The 15,606-nt window shown below is 59.2% G+C and carries 14 protein-coding genes and 1 riboswitch; of the genes, 11 read left to right on the top strand and 3 right to left on the bottom strand.

The window, feature by feature from the left end; translation table 11 throughout:
* Window positions 1-175: 175 nt before the first annotated feature.
* From H522_RS0115575 to H522_RS0115535, 9 genes are all read left to right on the top strand, one after another.
* Entirely contained in the window at window positions 176-1,534 is a 1,359-nt protein-coding gene (locus H522_RS0115575; RefSeq protein WP_026963033.1) for a GH1 family beta-glucosidase, read from the top strand.
* A 64-nt stretch (window positions 1,535-1,598) separates the two neighbouring features.
* Window positions 1,599-2,687, top strand: coding sequence for a LacI family DNA-binding transcriptional regulator (locus tag H522_RS0115570; protein WP_026963032.1), 1,089 nt, complete (start codon window positions 1,599-1,601; stop codon window positions 2,685-2,687).
* A 117-nt stretch (window positions 2,688-2,804) separates the two neighbouring features.
* Window positions 2,805-3,734 carry an NADP-dependent oxidoreductase gene (locus H522_RS0115565; protein ID WP_026963031.1) on the top strand — a complete coding sequence of 310 codons (930 nt, stop codon included), beginning with the start codon at window positions 2,805-2,807 and terminating at the stop codon, window positions 3,732-3,734.
* A gap of 95 nt (window positions 3,735-3,829) precedes the next feature.
* On the top strand, window positions 3,830-4,297 hold the full coding sequence (locus tag H522_RS0115560) for a zf-HC2 domain-containing protein (RefSeq protein WP_026963030.1): 468 nt from the start codon (window positions 3,830-3,832) through the stop codon (window positions 4,295-4,297).
* 311 nt (window positions 4,298-4,608) lie between these two features.
* The gene (locus H522_RS0115555; RefSeq protein ID WP_026963029.1) at window positions 4,609-5,274 is read left to right on the top strand and encodes a YhbD family protein; all 666 of its coding nucleotides are present in this window, start codon (window positions 4,609-4,611) and stop codon (window positions 5,272-5,274) included.
* Complete coding sequence (locus tag H522_RS0115550) at window positions 5,271-6,008, top strand: polymer-forming cytoskeletal protein (RefSeq protein WP_026963028.1); 738 nt, start codon at window positions 5,271-5,273, stop codon at window positions 6,006-6,008. Before H522_RS0115555 ends, H522_RS0115550 begins: the two co-directional genes overlap by 4 nt.
* Window positions 6,001-6,744 carry a hypothetical protein gene (locus H522_RS0115545; RefSeq protein ID WP_026963027.1) on the top strand — a complete coding sequence of 248 codons (744 nt, stop codon included), beginning with the start codon at window positions 6,001-6,003 and terminating at the stop codon, window positions 6,742-6,744. Before H522_RS0115550 ends, H522_RS0115545 begins: the two co-directional genes overlap by 8 nt.
* Window positions 6,745-6,757: 13 nt before the next feature.
* Window positions 6,758-8,443: an MDR family MFS transporter gene (locus tag H522_RS19885; protein WP_081412207.1), complete on the top strand. Its 1,686-nt coding sequence runs from the start codon at window positions 6,758-6,760 to the stop codon at window positions 8,441-8,443.
* A gap of 85 nt (window positions 8,444-8,528) precedes the next feature.
* Complete coding sequence (locus H522_RS0115535; RefSeq protein ID WP_051344356.1) at window positions 8,529-9,776, top strand: GNAT family N-acetyltransferase; 1,248 nt, start codon at window positions 8,529-8,531, stop codon at window positions 9,774-9,776.
* A gap of 97 nt (window positions 9,777-9,873) precedes the next feature.
* On the opposite strand, the gene H522_RS0115530 is transcribed toward H522_RS0115535, so the two are convergent.
* The 3 genes from H522_RS0115530 to H522_RS0115520 all read right to left on the bottom strand — a co-directional run bounded on the left by H522_RS0115530 (window position 9,874) and on the right by H522_RS0115520 (window position 11,648).
* The gene (locus H522_RS0115530; RefSeq protein ID WP_026963025.1) at window positions 9,874-10,188 is read right to left on the bottom strand and encodes a winged helix-turn-helix transcriptional regulator; all 315 of its coding nucleotides are present in this window, start codon (window positions 10,186-10,188) and stop codon (window positions 9,874-9,876) included.
* Window positions 10,189-10,281: 93 nt separating this feature from the next.
* Window positions 10,282-10,857 (bottom strand): dihydrofolate reductase, encoded by a 576-nt coding sequence (locus H522_RS19880; protein WP_081412205.1) that lies wholly within the window; start codon window positions 10,855-10,857, stop codon window positions 10,282-10,284.
* A complete protein-coding gene (locus tag H522_RS0115520) occupies window positions 10,854-11,648 on the bottom strand; it encodes a thymidylate synthase (RefSeq protein WP_026963024.1) in 795 nt (264 codons plus the stop codon). Before H522_RS0115520 ends, H522_RS19880 begins: the two co-directional genes overlap by 4 nt.
* Before the next feature lie 522 nt (window positions 11,649-12,170).
* Window positions 12,171-12,366, top strand: a riboswitch (cobalamin riboswitch).
* A gap of 356 nt (window positions 12,367-12,722) precedes the next feature.
* On the opposite strand from H522_RS0115520, the gene metE reads away from it, so the two are divergent.
* Window positions 12,723-15,011: a 5-methyltetrahydropteroyltriglutamate--homocysteine S-methyltransferase gene (metE, locus tag H522_RS0115515; RefSeq protein ID WP_026963023.1), complete on the top strand. Its 2,289-nt coding sequence runs from the start codon at window positions 12,723-12,725 to the stop codon at window positions 15,009-15,011.
* Window positions 15,012-15,310: 299 nt separating this feature from the next.
* On the top strand, window positions 15,311-15,606 hold a 296-nt coding region (locus H522_RS19875), incomplete at its 3' end, for an RNA-guided endonuclease TnpB family protein (protein WP_035454399.1).

The following is a 15,606-nucleotide window of genomic DNA, read 5'->3' as shown; positions in this document are numbered from 1 at the left end:
GTCCGTTTGCCCACCGCTGTCCGTTTGCGAAGGCGCGGTGCCGCGAGGAGACCCCAGCCTTGCGTGAGCTGGAGTCGGGGCACCTGGCGGCTTGTCACTTTGCGGAGGAGCTGGCCTAAACGCCCGAATCACGCTAATCTGAACAGTGTGGACTAAGCGGAGAGGATGGCAGCGCATGACACGTGAATTTATTTCATTTCCACAGGATTTCCTGTTTGGTACGGCCACGGCTTCCTACCAGATTGAAGGGGCTGTCCACGAGGATGGGCGCGGGGAGTCGATTTGGGACCGGTTTTCGCACACACCGGGCAAAGTCTATCAGGGCCACACTGGGGATGTGGCCTGTGACCACTATCATCGCTATCGCGAAGACGTGGCCTTGATGAAAGAGCTGGGGATTCCGGCTTATCGGTTCTCGATTGCTTGGCCGCGGATTTTTCCTGAAAAGGGTATGAAGAACGAGGCAGGTCTCGATTTTTACCGGCGCCTGTTGGAGGCGCTGCACGAAGCGGACATCCGGTCGTTTGTGACGTTGTACCATTGGGATCTGCCGCAGTGGCTGCAGGATAGGGGCGGCTGGGCCAACCGCGACACGGCCGAGTATTTCGCGGAGTATGCGTCGCTCATTTACGAGCGGTTGGGCGACGGCATTGACGCTTTTATCACCCATAACGAACCGTGGTGTGCGGCGTTCCTGGGACACGGCTTCGGCGTACATGCGCCTGGGCACACCGATTGGCGAGAGGCGTTCCAGGCGGCTCACCACATCTTGTATTCGCACGGTTTGGCGGTGCAGGCGCACCGCGCGAGCAGCCACAAAGGGCAAATCGGCATCACGCTGAACTTCACCTGGGTGGATGCGGCCACCGACTCAGCCACAGATCAAGCGGCCGCAGAGGTATCGCATGCGTTCAACAACCGCTGGTTCCTGGAGCCGGTGGCCGGACGCGGTTATCCACAGGAGTTTCAGCAGCTGGTGGAACAGCGCATAGGCCAGTTCGACTTTGTTCGCCAGGGAGACCTGGCTGTCATCGCCGAGCCCATCGATTTTCTCGGCATCAATTTTTATACCCGCAGCGTGGTGGCGGCTAATCCGGATGACGCCCTGTTTGGCCTAAGGACGCTGGAGGCGCCCGCAGACAATCGGACAGAGATGGGTTGGGAGATACACCCGGATTCTTTATACCGATTGTTGACCTGGGTTCAGAGCGTGACCGGCCAACTGCCGCTCTATATCACCGAAAATGGCGCCGCCTTTGCCGATGAACCAGTCAACGGCCGCGTGGAAGATGTTCGGCGCATTCACTATATCGCCGATCACCTGGAGGCGGCGAAACGCTTCGTCGACGCGGGCGGACCGCTGAAAGGGTACTTCCTCTGGTCATTCATGGACAACTTTGAATGGGCGCTCGGATATTCGAAACGGTTTGGCATGGTTTACGTCGATTATGAGTCCCAACAACGGTTGGTTAAAGATAGCGGCCGTTGGTTCAGTGAACAGATTGCCGCGCACAAGGGGCAGGTGCGCGCCTGACGCGCAGGGGGCCGGTCATCCGACCGACCCTTTGTGTCATCCGCGTCATCTGGAGGGAGAAATTGTGGCCAAACGTGTGACCATGCAGCAGATTGCGGAACAGGCGGGGGTCTCCAAATACGCGGTTTCGAAAGCGCTATCAGGCCAAAGTGGAGTCAGTGAAGAAACCCGCCAGCGAATTGTCAAGATTGCCATGCAGCTTGGGTACTTCCTGCAAGAGCCTCCGCGTCAGGCAGCGAGGTCAAGGGTCAATCTCAGTCAGCGGAAGAGCAACACGATTGTAGTCCTGATGCCCAACGTCCGTTTTCAGCATCGGAGTTCTCCGTACTGGGGGCGCATCGTCGACGGCATCACGCAGGGGATTCGCGCCCATGGCCTGGGTATGATTATCATCACTGAGCATTCGGCAGAGAATCTCCTCCAGGTGCTCAATCCGAATGGTCTGCTCGGAATTATTGGGGTGGGGATGATCCCAAGTCCGATGCTGCTGGAAGTTCACCAACTCGGGATACCGTTCATTTTGGTTGACCACCAGGACACTTCCATTCCGAGCGACTGCATCTTTGCGGATAACCTGGAGGCCGGGCAGCGGGTGACGCAGTACCTGCTGGTGTCTGGACACCAACACTTGCAGTTCGCCGGTGACATCCGGTATTCGCTCAGCTTTCGCCTCCGCTATGAAGGTTTTCAACACGCGATGGAAGACGCCGGCTTATCCCTGTCCCAATCTCCTGAGCTCCTGCAGGATATGGGGCGGGACAGGCAATCCGATGCGCGCCGGATTGCCGATTGGGCGCGGGCTCACATGGCTGATGGTCGGCTGCCGACGGCTCTGGTCTGCGCCAATGACAGCATCGCCATCAGTGTCATTGATGGATTGCGCCACGCCGGTCTTAAGGTGCCAGAGGATGTTTCGGTGACCGGATTTGACGATATCGATGAGGCGGTGCAAGTTGAGCCCAAGCTGACGACCATCCGCGTGGCTAAAGAACAGATGGGACTACGCGCCGTAGACTTATTGTTGCGTCGCTTTGAGCACCCGGAGGCGCCGCGGGAAAAACTGCTTCTGTCTGGCGAGTTGGTATTTCGCGAATCGGTCCGCCTCCTCGCGCGAAACACCGATCCGAACGCTTCCCCGATTGTCCAGGTGTGATGGCGACCAGGTCATGGTAAAATAGACGCGTACACGAGCTAGCCATCTGTAGTCCGAAGTCAGGTCTTGCCCCGGCGGCTTTACCGGCTTCGGACAACTTGTGGGGAGGGCTGCGGCGTGAAGGCGGTCTATATCGAAGCGTATGGCGGGAAGGAGCAGCTGAAATACGGCGACTTGCCACGCCCGAATGTCAACCCGAATGACGTCCTGGTGGAGGTTTATGCAGCCGGGGTCAATCCGGTCGACTGGAAGATTCGTGAAGGTTACCTCAAACAGCGATTGAACTATACATTTCCACTCATTCTCGGCTGGGATGCGGCCGGAGTCGTCGTCGAGGTGGGGGAGAATGTGACCCGGTTCCGAGTAGGCGATAAGGTGTTTACCCGCCCGGCCACCGAACGCAATGGCGCGTATGCCGAGTACCTGGCGGTGGAGGATCGCCTCGTGGCGCCGATGCCGGCCAACATCAGCTTTGAAGAGGCTGCGTCCATTCCTCTGGCCGGGTTGACCGCCTGGCAGGCACTGGTGGACACCGCAGGGATAAAAGCCGGCGACAAGGTTCTGGTGCATGCTGGGGCGGGTGGCGTTGGTGTGTACGCCATCCAACTTGCCAAGGCGTACGGCGCCACTGTGGCCACCACGGTCAGTGAACGGAACCACGACCTCGTACGGTCCCTCGGCGCGGACGTTATCATTGATTATACGAAAGACGATTTTGTTGAGCAGGTGCAGGGGTACGACATCGTGTTGGACACCATCGGCGGGGATGTCCAGCGGCGCAGTTACGATGTTCTTAAGCCGGGCGGCATCCTCGTCTCCATCCTGACCCCGCCCGATCCCGATACGGCCGCGAAGCACCGTGTCCGCACCGGATATTTCTTTCTGCAGCCGGACGGAGAGAAGTTGGCGAAGCTTGGCAAACTTGTCGAGGACGGCCAAGTGAAACCGGTCGTTGGCCACGTATTTCCTTTGCAAGAAGCGGCCAAAGCGCATGAGCTGAGCGAAAGCCATCATGCCCGCGGCAAGATTGTTCTTAAGGTGAAATGACCGAACGAGCGGCGGGATGGCAAGGAGGTCCATCCGGCCGCTCGTCGTGTGGTCTGCCCCTTATCTGGACAACCTCTTTAAGGAGGGAAGCCCCCGTGGCACCAGTCGTCAACGTGTGTTCATTAGCGGTTCGTTACGTCCTAGACGACTTAAACGAATTTGACCGGAAGCGCTTTGAGCGCCATCTGCCATCGTGCCCGCGGTGTCAACAGGAGTGTCGAGAATACCGCGAGGTTCTCGAATGGGTGCGCGCGGACGGGACGGATTGGCTGCAGGCGAAATCGGCGCGGCTGCGATCGCGCTGGCGATTGCGCTTGTCCGCTGCGCCCCTGGCCGTGACCGCGGCGATAGCGGTCTTGCTGCTGCCACACTGGCTCCACCACAGCCTGCGCCTGAAGACGGACCTCCCAGCGGACGTCCATAGTGAAGTGGCCCGTTCGGCAACCCACCTGGCCCGCGTCCGTTCGGTGGCCGGTTCGGACCTGCGTCACTTTGACGAGGATACGCGGCTGGTTGTCCACTCGGCGCAGATGACCTTGGCCAAACCCGGGCGAATGCTGTAAGCGATTCGCTCGATCCGCCCGGCCCCTTTACACCTTTCTCTCCATTCGTCGGATCTCTGGACAGGTTGTGACTCCTTCCGACATATTCCCCTGAGTGCCTACAACCTTGCCTCAACGCATCTTTTTGTCCTGACGCAGCCTTTTTCTTCTGAACCATAGCTTATCTTGGTAAACCGTAGCCTTTTTTCTGGGCGCTGCAGCGTTTCTCCTATCGACGCAGACTTTTTCCTGCCAACACCAACCTTCCTTCTTCTCTAACGCTTGCTTTACGTAACAGTGTTATGTTACACTCCGTGTGCGGAGGGATGCATATGAGCCCGGAACCCCATTCTCTCGACGAAGACTTGATTTCGAAGAAAGACCTGCTGGAACAGACGGGGATTTCGTACGGACAGCTCTACCGCTGGAAACGAAAAAACCTCATCCCGGAAGAGTGGTTCATTCGCCGATCCACCTTCACGGGGCAGGAGACGTTCTTTCCACGCCAGCAGATCTTGTCACGCATCGAGAAGATTCAATCCTTGAAGGATGACCTGTCGCTTGATGAGTTGGCGGCGATGTTCTCACCCAAGCCGGCACAGGTGCACGTCCGGGCCGGGGAGCTAATCGAACGAAACATTGTTACACAAGTTTCCCTGGATTGTCTAAGTGCGCGTCTTGGTGAGTTAGCGGTCCTTACGTTTGAGCAGGTGCTCTACGCCTATGTGGTGGAAAAGGTGCTGCGTACAGGCTCGGTCAGCCGGATGGAGACCGGATTGGTCGTCCAAGTTCTGGCAGATAACTACCCCAAGTTTGAGGGCCGCGCCTGTGACCTGTTGGTGATTCGCAAGCTGGGGGTGACCAGCTGCGGTTTGCTCCCGGCAGCTGCAGAGGTGTGGTTTGACGAAGAGACGCACGTGACCGTGCGGCTGTCTTTGGCCGAATGCACGGAGGAATTGAAGATGAAGCTTGCGCAGGAAGGGGAAGGGAATTGGTGAATCCGCAAGGCAGTGATCTCGTCATTCACGGCATCGGATCGAGCTCGGGCGGCGTCTTTCGCAATGTCACGGTGCACGGGACGGCTCGCATCGCGGGTGACATCACCTGTGAGCGCTGGGACGCTCACGGTACCTGTAAGGTGATGGGTGACGTACGTGCCCGAAAGCTTGCAGCGCATGGTACGCTGCGCTGTCATGGCGACGTGACCGCCCAGGAGGTGGGCGTTCACGGCACTGCGTCAGTCGACGGCAAGCTGGAGGGCCACTTGCTTGGGGTCCATGGACGGCTGACGGTTTCCGGACAGACGCAGGCCGAGCGGGTCAACGTGGAAGGCATTCTGAGGGCCGAGACGGACATCCAAGCCGAGCAAATGCGCGTCAAAGGGTGCTTACGGGTGGCGGGGCTGCTCAATGTCGGCGCCCTGGAGCTCACAATGTACGGACCGTCACAAGTGGAAGAACTCGGGGGCGATAGGGTCGTGGTCCGTGGTGAACCCACGGCCGGCTGGCTGCGGTGGCTGTTATGGCGGTTCCAGCGCCACCGCCTGGATGCGGGCGTGATTGAAGGTGACGACGTGCGCCTGGAACAGACCACGGCCAGGGTGGTCCGCGGCCATCGCGTGCATATCGGTAAAGGGTGCGTCATTGGTCTGGTGGAATACACAGGCACCCTCAGTAAATCTCCCAATGCCCGCATCGACGAGGAACGAAAGGTGGGACCGACGGATGCATAACTGGGAGAAGGGTGCGCAGGACGTACGCATCACGGGTGAAGGAACGCTAGGCCAGGGCACGTACCGAGATGTCCGGGTATTGGGCAGCGGCGTGGTGCAGGGGGATTGTCGCTGTCGCGGTTTCAAGGTGCACGGGGAAACCGAGGTCTTCGGCCGCCTGGACGCCGCGGCGCTGCGCGTCTACGGCACCCTGTCGGCGCGGCGGGACATTGAGGTCAAGGAGCTGCACGTGTTTGGTACCTTAACCGCAGATGGTGCTGTCCGGGGCGGGGAGGCGCGCGTGTTTGGCACGCTGGACGTGCACGGCCCTGCGGCGGTCGACACGATGAACATTTTCGGCATGCTGACGGTCGATGGCGACTGTCAGGCAGAATGGTTTCGCTGTCGCGGCGGGGTGCAAATCGAAGGCCTGCTAAACGCCGGTCACATCCGCTTCGACCTGGGCGGTCAGGGCATGCCATGCTCGGTCCGGGAAATCGGCGCCGAACACGTGGAGGTGCGTCGGCGCAGAGACGTGTTGGCCGCCCTGCAGCGGATGTTTGGGAACCGCGGGTCCGGTCATTTGACCGCGACCGTCATTGAAGGCGATGTGGTGCGACTGGAGGACACCGAGGCGGATGTGGTCCGGGGTAACCGCATAGAGCTGGGACCCGGCTGTCGAGTGCGTCGGGTTGAATATCGAAGTGGGTATCAGCAGGCGGACGATGCTCAGGTGGAGGAAGTCGTTCAGGTATAGGGGGAGTTCGTTTATGGGACAACGCGCGAAAGCGAATCGACTGTCGTGGATTTTCGCTGGCCTCTTGCTAGGCATTTTCATCGCCTCCATGGATGACACGATTGTCGCCACGGCGATGGGGACGATTGTCGCCGACTTGGGCGGCATTGACCGCTTTATCTGGGTGACTTCCGCCTACATGGCAACCCAGATGGCCGGCATGCCCATCTTCGGCAAACTGTCCGACATGTACGGACGCAAACGGTTTTTTATATTTGGCCTCGGCGTGTTCCTGCTCGGTTCGGTGCTGTGTGGCACGGCCCAGAACATCGTCCAGCTAAGCCTCTTCCGGGCGCTGCAGGGGATTGGCGGGGGCGCCCTGATGCCGATTGCCTTCACCATTATCTGGGACGTGTTTCCGCTTGAGCTGCGCGCGAAGCTCGGTGGCATCTTCGGAGCGGTGTTTGGCCTCTCCAGCATCGCCGGGCCGCTGATTGGCGCGTACCTGACGGATCATGTCAACTGGCGTTGGGTGTTCTACATCAACCTCCCGCTTGGACTCATCGCCTTCGCGCTTATCCTGTTCGGGTATCACGAATCGTCCCGCCATGAACGCCAGCAGATTGACGCTTGGGGCGCCGGGCTGTTAACGCTGGCCGTGGGCAGCCTTATGTTCGCCCTGGAACTGGGCGGCACCACCTATGCCTGGAGCTCCTGGCAGATTGTTGGGCTGTTTCTCGCCTTTTCCGCCTGTTTCCTCGCTTTTTTGTGGGCCGAGACGCGGGCCGCTGAGCCGATTGTCTCCTTTGCCATGTTCCAGAACCGGTTGTTCGCCGCCAGTTGCCTGGCTGGACTGTTTTACGGCGCCGCATTCGTCGTCGCTACCGTCTATATCCCCATCTTCATCCAAGGGGTGATGGGTGGATCGGCCACCAACTCGGGCCTCCTGCTGCTGCCCATGCTGCTTGGCACGACCGTGGCGGCGCCGGTGGGGGGGCAGCTGTCGCAGCGCTTCAGCTACCGGCAGATTATGCTCGTGTCGGCCATCATCCTGGGCATCGGATTGACGCTGCTGTCCACCCTCACCCCGAGCACGCCGCGGTTCTGGCTGACGGTGTACATGGTGGTGGTCGGCCTTGGGACGGGCGCGTCGTTTTCCGTCCTCGGTATGAGCGCGATTCACCACTTCGGCCCGGCCCAGCGCGGTCAGGCCAGTTCCACCGCGAACTTTCTGCGCATGCTCGGGATGACGCTCGGCATCAGTGTGTTCGGGGTCATCCAACGGGATGATTTTCAACACCGCTTGAATCAGGCGTTCTCGGGGCTTCATTGGCACCTACCGCCTGGCGTGAATTTGAGCGATCCGCACGCCATGCTCACCCCGGCTCTGCGCGCGCATATTCCGGCGTTCGTGTTGAATCGATTGGTGCCGCCATTGTCCCAATCCATCGCGCACACCTTCGTGTTCACCCTGATTCCGGCCGTCTTGGCTCTCGTCTGCGCGGCGATTATGGGACCGTGGAAGATGACGGCGGATGCTGCCGGGTTCGCCGGGCCGAAAGGTGATAAGGCGCCGGGGGACGGAAACCCGGGAGACACTTCGCCAGGCAGGGTGGCGCCGATGGACGGACAACCGGCACCGGCGCACAGACACCGGGAGAAGTCGGATGGTGGCGCTGGTAAGCCTAAGCTGACCGCCGAGACGGTAGACCTCGAATAGCCAGTTTGACGGTGTCGATCCGCTTTGGTACTGGTCAGTCGCCGTCTTGTGGGTTATACTGGCAGAAACAGTGGGATTTCTCCGATTGGAAAACCACGGGACGGTGACCGGCTTGGAGGAAATTCGGCGCTTACGGCGGGAGGAATTGACCCAGCACCTGACCCTCGACGAGTTTGCCTTTCAATTTCAATTCGATCCGGAGACGCGCCAACAGATTCTGCACGAAGTGGACGCCGCCACGATTCTCGGCTGCTTCATCGATGGAGAGTTGGTTGCTCAGGCGCAGGTCTTGCCCTTGACCGCTTACGTCGCCGGCACCCCGTATGCGATGGGCGGGGTGGCGTCGGTGGCCACCTGGCCGGAGTACCGGCGCGGCGGGAAGGTGGCGCGGCTGTTGCGCCGGGCGTTGCTGGAGATGCGAGAGGCCGGCCAGACGTTGTCGATGCTGGCCCCATTCTCCTTCGCTTTCTACCGAAAATACGGCTGGGAGATGTTGATGGAACGGCGCCTTTACACCCTCTCCGAGCGAGAGTGGCCGCGTTTCCCGGACACGGGCGGGCGCCTGGAACGGACCACGGACTGGCAGCGGTTGAGCCGCATTTACGAGGCGTATGCTCGCCGTTATACCGGGATGCTCAGCCGGACGGAGCACTGGTGGGAGCAGCGCATCGCTCGGCGCAAACCAGGGCAGCGGGCGGTGTACATCAACGCGTCCGGCGCCGAGACCGGGTACATTCTCTATCAGGTGCAGCAGAACGTGCTTACGGTGCATGAACTGGTGTTTCTGGACGAGGACGCCCGGCGCGGGCTGTGGAACTTCATCGCCAACCATGACTCAATGGCCCGTGAAGCAAAGTTGGTGGCGCCGTTGGACGATACCCTGCCATATCTCCTGGACAATCCGCGGATAACGCAAGAGTTGGAACCGTACTTCATGGCGCGCATTGTCGACGTGGAGGCCTTTCTTCAAACGTACCCGTTCGTCCCTGTGGATGAGGCTTGGCGTTTGCTGTTTTCGGTGACGGATACCTATGCGCCCTGGAACGAGGCGGGGTTTCAGGTTCAGTGGCGGGATTTGGCCAATTCGTCGGAGAAAGTGTGCGTCCATCGCATGGACGGCCAGGCAGTGGGGATTCAGGCTCAAACCACACGCGGATCGAGTGGGGAACTCATCGTGGATGTGGATATTCAGGACCTCACGGCGATGCTCATGGGGTATCAGCGACCGGTTCGGCTGTGGCAAATGGGACGCCTGCACTGTGACGAACGCGCGGTGGCACTGTTGGAACGCGTGGTGCCGCAGCAGACCCCATACCTGCTCGACTTCTTTTGATCCGGCAGCTTGCGCATGATCCGGCCGATTGCGAGTTTCCGGCAGGTCACGCGTGATCAATGAGCTTTGGCAGACTGGCGGAGGGTGTGCCCTCCGCTTAGCTTTCGTGGCTTACCGCCGTCAGCCACCTATCGGCCCAGCGTTGCACCTCGTCCATCACAGGGGCGAGGCCTTTGCCCTTCTCGGTCAACTCGTATTCAATGCAGACCGGGGTCGCCGGATATACATTACGCCGGATGATGCCTTCTGCCTCCAATTCCTTTAAGCGCTCCGACAGCATTTTATCGCTCATGTGTTCAATCGTGTCGGCAATCTCCTTGAAACGCTTCGGCCCTTCCAACAACACGCGGATAATGAGCCCCGTCCAGCGCTTGCCCAGGATGTTGAACGCCGACTCGAACTTTGGACACATTCTATCCACGGGCGTTCCTCCCTCCTCGCATGCCTTTACCTTTACTGTACCACGAATGAATTCAGAAATGTCACCAGCGGCGCCCTCGCTGCGCTACATCGGTGTTGGCAGCGGCATGCTGGTCAGGGCAGCGCCGACGGACTGCGTGGCGCGATTGCCACGCGCACCGTCCCCGGTCCTGGAGGGCTTTCGCTCATACACCAAAAACGTATGGGGTAGCGGATTTTTTTCGTCGATTCGCCCTGGTTCTTCGGAGACGAGGCGGAACGCCTGCTCGTCCCACTCGGGAAAGAACGTGTCTCCCTCAATGTCCGCATGCACCCGCGTAATGTACAGCCGGTCTGCGTGCGGCAGGAACCATTGGTACAGCGCGTGTCCGCCAAGGATGAACACATGGCCCGAAAGGTCGAGGACCGCGGCCGGATCGTGCAAAATACGCACCCCATCGGGGCAAAACGAAGGGTCTCGCGTGAGCACGATGTTCAGGCGTTTATCCAGCGGGCGGCCAATCGATTCGTACGTGCGCCGGCCCATGACCACCGTGTGGCCGAGGGTGAGGCGGCGCAGACGACGCAGGTCGTCCGACAGGTGCCAAGGAATCCCACCCTCCTTGCCGATGACACGACCGTTAGCGTAGGCGACGACCAGACTCACAGACTCCGGTTTCATACTGACACCTCACCGCGAATCGGTGGATGGGACTGGTACCCAACGATTTGAATGTCCTCGTAGCGGAAGTCGAAGATGGACTTCACCTCCGGATTGAGTACCAGCTTCGGCAGGGGAAGGGGCTCGCGAGTCAGCTGGAGCTTGACCTGCTCCACATGGTTCAAGTAGATGTGCGCATCACCCAGCGTATGGATAAATTCGCCGACCCCAAGTCCGGTCACGTGCGCCACCATGTGCGTCAGCAGGGCGTAAGAGGCGATGTTGAACGGTACGCCGAGGAACGTATCCCCGCTGCGCTGGTAGAGTTGGCAAGATAACTTGCCGTCCGCGACGTAAAACTGGAACAGCACATGGCAGGGAGGCAGCGCCATCTCGTCCAATTCCGGTGGATTCCAAGCGCTGACCACCAGGCGGCGAGAGTTGGGGTTGCGCTTAATTTCATCAATCACCCACTGAATCTGGTCCACCGTCTTGCCGTTGGCGCCGCGGAACGATCGCCACTGCTTCCCGTAGATAGGGCCCAAATCCCCGTTTTCGTCTGCCCACTCGTCCCAGATGGTCACCTTGTGGTCGTGCAGGTACTGAATATTCGTATCCCCACGCAAAAACCACAACAACTCGTGGATGATAGAGCGCAGGTGCAGTTTCTTCGTCGTCACCGCCGGGAACCCTTCCTCTAAGTTGAAGCGCATCTGGTAACCAAAGATACTGAGGGTTCCGGTGCCTGTACGGTCTTCTTTACGTATTCCATGTTCGAGAATCGTCCGGCATAAGTCGAGATATGGTTTCACGATGAGACCTCCCAAGCATTGGCGTCTCAGACGCCGATAAACGCATATCTCGCCTAATCTTAGCCCTTGTCCAGCGATGCGTCCAGTTCAGGAATCGTTTCAAGGCTTCGGCCAGTTCTGCTATGGGAACGAGAGCATCGGGCAAGTGGAGCCGAGAGGTGCTGACACTTCACGAGCTACTGTACACTTCGCCTGGGGTCAAAGTATGCGGAGAACAAGTCATGAAAATCAACGTCTACTCGGTTCATGCGTGATTGGCTGCTATTCTGCCTGGTTTACCACCGCTTTATACGATAGACGAATCCGGCACCGAAATTCCTCGATTCCTAGTTTTCATAGCAAACAAAACGCCCTGCCGAAGACTTCGGCCATTATCGCCTTTCTTTTATGGTACCACATATTCGATGTCACTGTATCCTGGATGAACACCCTATTATTATGATGTTGTGATCGTTATATTGTGAACGTAATTTTTGACTCGTCCATTCGATTTTTTATGTTATACTTACGAGCGTCCAAACTCATACGATTGAGAAACCTGGTGCCCGCTACGCGCGGGTGAAAAGGGAATCCAGTGGAAGCTGGAGCGGTCCTCGCCACGGTAGGGACGAATGCGATGCACGATAGGGAAACCCAGTCACTCGGTAGATTCCGGGGAAGGCTTGTGCGCCGCAGATGCAGTCCAAGCCCGGAGACCTGCCAGGTTTCGTGAAGGCTCATCTCCTACGAGGGATTGGGAGTGGAGAGGAACAGACAGGCACCCACCGGCCCGTGCTCCGAAAACGGAGTTGGCCGCTGGTAGGACCTAGTTTCCGTGCGTACATCCCCGGGGAACGGGGATTTTTTTCATCCTCCTCCCGGCGCAAGTGTCGCGGAAACGGTTTGCAGGCCATGGCCTGCGGCAGGCCTTGCCTTGTACTCGGGTCAAACAAACTGTGCTCAGGGAACCGTATCGTTCGGTAGTCTGTCCCTTGGTCTCGTTTTGACACGACTTGATCTGACCGCCTCCACCTGCCATGACCCATTCCCGCAGGAGACAGCCCATCACTGCAGAGTGGACAAGGAGGAGCAGTCATGGTATGGTCAGCAACCCTAGGATTGCCGCGGATGGGGCCGCGGCGAGAGTTGAAGCGGGCGCTGGAAGCGTATTGGAGCGGCAAGGCTACGGAAGACCATCTCCAGGAGGTCGCCAAACAGCTGCGCGCTAGACGCTGGCGTCTGCAACAAGCGGCGGGGATAGACCGGATTCCTTCTAACGACTTTTCCCTGTACGATCACGTCCTCGACACGGCGGTCATGGTCGGGGCCATACCCCCGCGCTTTGGTCAGCGAGGGGAGGGGGTTGACCTGTCCCTGTATTTTGAGCTAGCCCGCGGGAGACATGTCCCGCCGTTGGAAATGACCAAGTGGTTTGACACCAACTATCATTACTTGGTGCCCGAGTTTCACCGCGGTCAGGAGTTTCACTTGGCCAATCGAAAACCGCTGGAAGAGTACTTAGAGGCCAAGGCGCTCGGCATCGAGACGGTACCCATTCTGCTTGGCCCCGTGAGCTTTTTGCTCCTCGGTAAAAGCGTCGACGGCTCAGACCCCTTGGACCTTCTGCCGTCCCTGCTTTCCGTATATAAAACTCTCCTCAACGAGTTGGCGCAAGCCGGGGCAGCCTGGGTGCAGTTGGATGAACCCTGCCTCGTCATGGACCGGACCGACGCAGAAATATCGGCGCTTCAGACCGCCTATACGCAACTGGTCCAGGCTGCGCCGCTTAAGCTGCTGCTTGCTACGTACTTTGGCGGCCTGGATACGCACTTCGACACCGTTTGGCAGCTGCCGGTGCAAGGAATTCACCTGGACCTGGTGCGGGCTCCAGAGCAGAGACAGTCACTCATGGGTGCGGAAATCATACGCGGACGCTGGGTGTCGTTAGGCGTGCTCGACGGGCGAAACGTCTGGCGGGCCGATGTTTCCCGCATCGCGTCGGATCTGCGGCCGGTGGTGGAGCGGTTTGGACCCGAGCGGGTCATTCTTGCTCCTTCGTGTTCCCTGATTCACGTACCGTGGGATGTGGAACTGGAGACAGAGATGGACCCCGAACTGCGGGGGTGGCTGTCGTTCGCCACGCAAAAGTTACAGGAGCTGACCGCGCTCAAGGCGGCGCTCCAGGGCAATGCCGAATCCCCAACACTCTTCGCTGAGAATCAGGCTGCGCTGGCGGCGCGGAAGAATCACCCGCGGGTAGTACGTCCCGAGGTCCGTGAGCGCGTCGCGTCCATCGTTCGTACGGCCGCGCCAAGATCAGATCGATCCGTCCGCAAACCCGTCCAACAGGCGCAGCTTCGTTTGCCCGTCTTGCCTACAACGACCATCGGATCGTTCCCGCAAACCGAGGCGGTGCGGCAAGCCCGGGCAAAATTCCGTAACGGGCAGCTCGACGCTGATGCGTACCAAGCATTCCTCAAGGAGCAGATTAGGGCGTGCATTCACCAGCAAGAGGACTGCGGCCTCGATGTGCTCGTTCACGGCGAGTTTGAACGCACCGATATGGTCGAGTACTTCGCCGAACACCTAGACGGCTTTCTCCTCACGCGCCACGGTTGGGTGCAGAGCTACGGCAGCCGCTGCGTGAAGCCACCCATTCTGTTTGGCGATGTTCGGCGGGCGGTGGCCATTACCCTCACTTGGACCAAGTTTGCCCAATCGCTGACCGCCAAGCCGGTGAAAGGTATGCTAACGGGACCAGTCACCATCCTGCAGTGGTCGTTTGTGCGCGACGACTTGCCGCCCGAGGAGGTCTGCCGACAGATTGCGGTGGCGGTCCGGGATGAGGTGCTTGACCTGGAGCGGGCCGGCATCCGTATCATCCAGATTGATGAGCCAGCACTGCGTGAGGGGCTGCCGCTGCGGCGACGTGACCGGCTGAAGTATCTGAAGTGGGCGACCGCCTGCTTCCGGTTGACCTTTGCGGGAGTCCGCGATGACACGCAGATTCATACGCACATGTGTTACGCAGAGTTTGCTGATGTCTTGACCGCGATTGCCGCCATGGACGTAGATGTCATCTCGCTGGAAGCGTCACGATCCGGCATGGATACGTTGCCCGTTCTGGCTGGGGCACAGCCGGCGTACGATGTGGGGCCGGGAGTGTACGATATCCACAGTCCACGGGTTCCTTCGGTGGACGAAATCTACCGTTTGTTGGAAAAGGCTTGTGAGGCCCTGCCGGTCGATCAGGTCTGGGTGAATCCGGATTGCGGACTCAAGACCCGCCGGGAGGAAGAGGTTTGGCCAGCCTTGCGGAATATGGTGGCAGCGACCCGCCAGGTGCGCGAGGCTGTTGTGGGTAAGTGTCCCGCGAGGCAGTAGGACCTAAAAGATGTATCCGTGGAGCAGCCCGCTAACCGGGCTGCTCTACTGTCAATTGACCCAAGCGTGGTCGACGCGGAAGAAGGTCGCTGCTTTTCGTAATCCTTATGCCTCCGCTACGTTCTTTTTCAATACGAGTACACACAGGGTCGTGATGATGACCGAGGTCTCCAGTAACCGCTTGCCGACAAATCGGTCGAGATCGACCTTTTTATCGGCAGCGATGATGACCGCATCCGCCTCCGCGATGTCCGCACAAGGTAACGACAGAGCTCACGAAAACCAAGCGAGAAATCGTCGTGGAAGACCTGAATGTGCAGGGGATGCATCGGAATCGGAAGCTGGCGCGCGCCATTTCGGACACCGGATGGGGCGAGTTTCGCCGAATGCTCGCGTACAAGTGCGCATGGTATGGATCAACGCTGACGGTCGTGCCGCGCTTTTACGCGAGCAGTAAGACATGCTCCGTATGCGGGCATGTGTTGGACGAGTTGCCGCTTTCGGTGCGCGAATGGACGTGTCCGAGGTGCAACACGCACCACGACCGTGACGTGAATGCGGATCGGAATCTTTTGAAGTTCAGTACCGCGAGTTC

The sequence above is a fragment of the Alicyclobacillus herbarius DSM 13609 genome, from assembly GCF_000430585.1.
Classification (GTDB): Bacteria; Bacillota; Bacilli; order Alicyclobacillales; family Alicyclobacillaceae; genus Alicyclobacillus_G; species Alicyclobacillus_G herbarius.
This window is presented reverse-complemented; position numbering and strand designations above follow the sequence as displayed.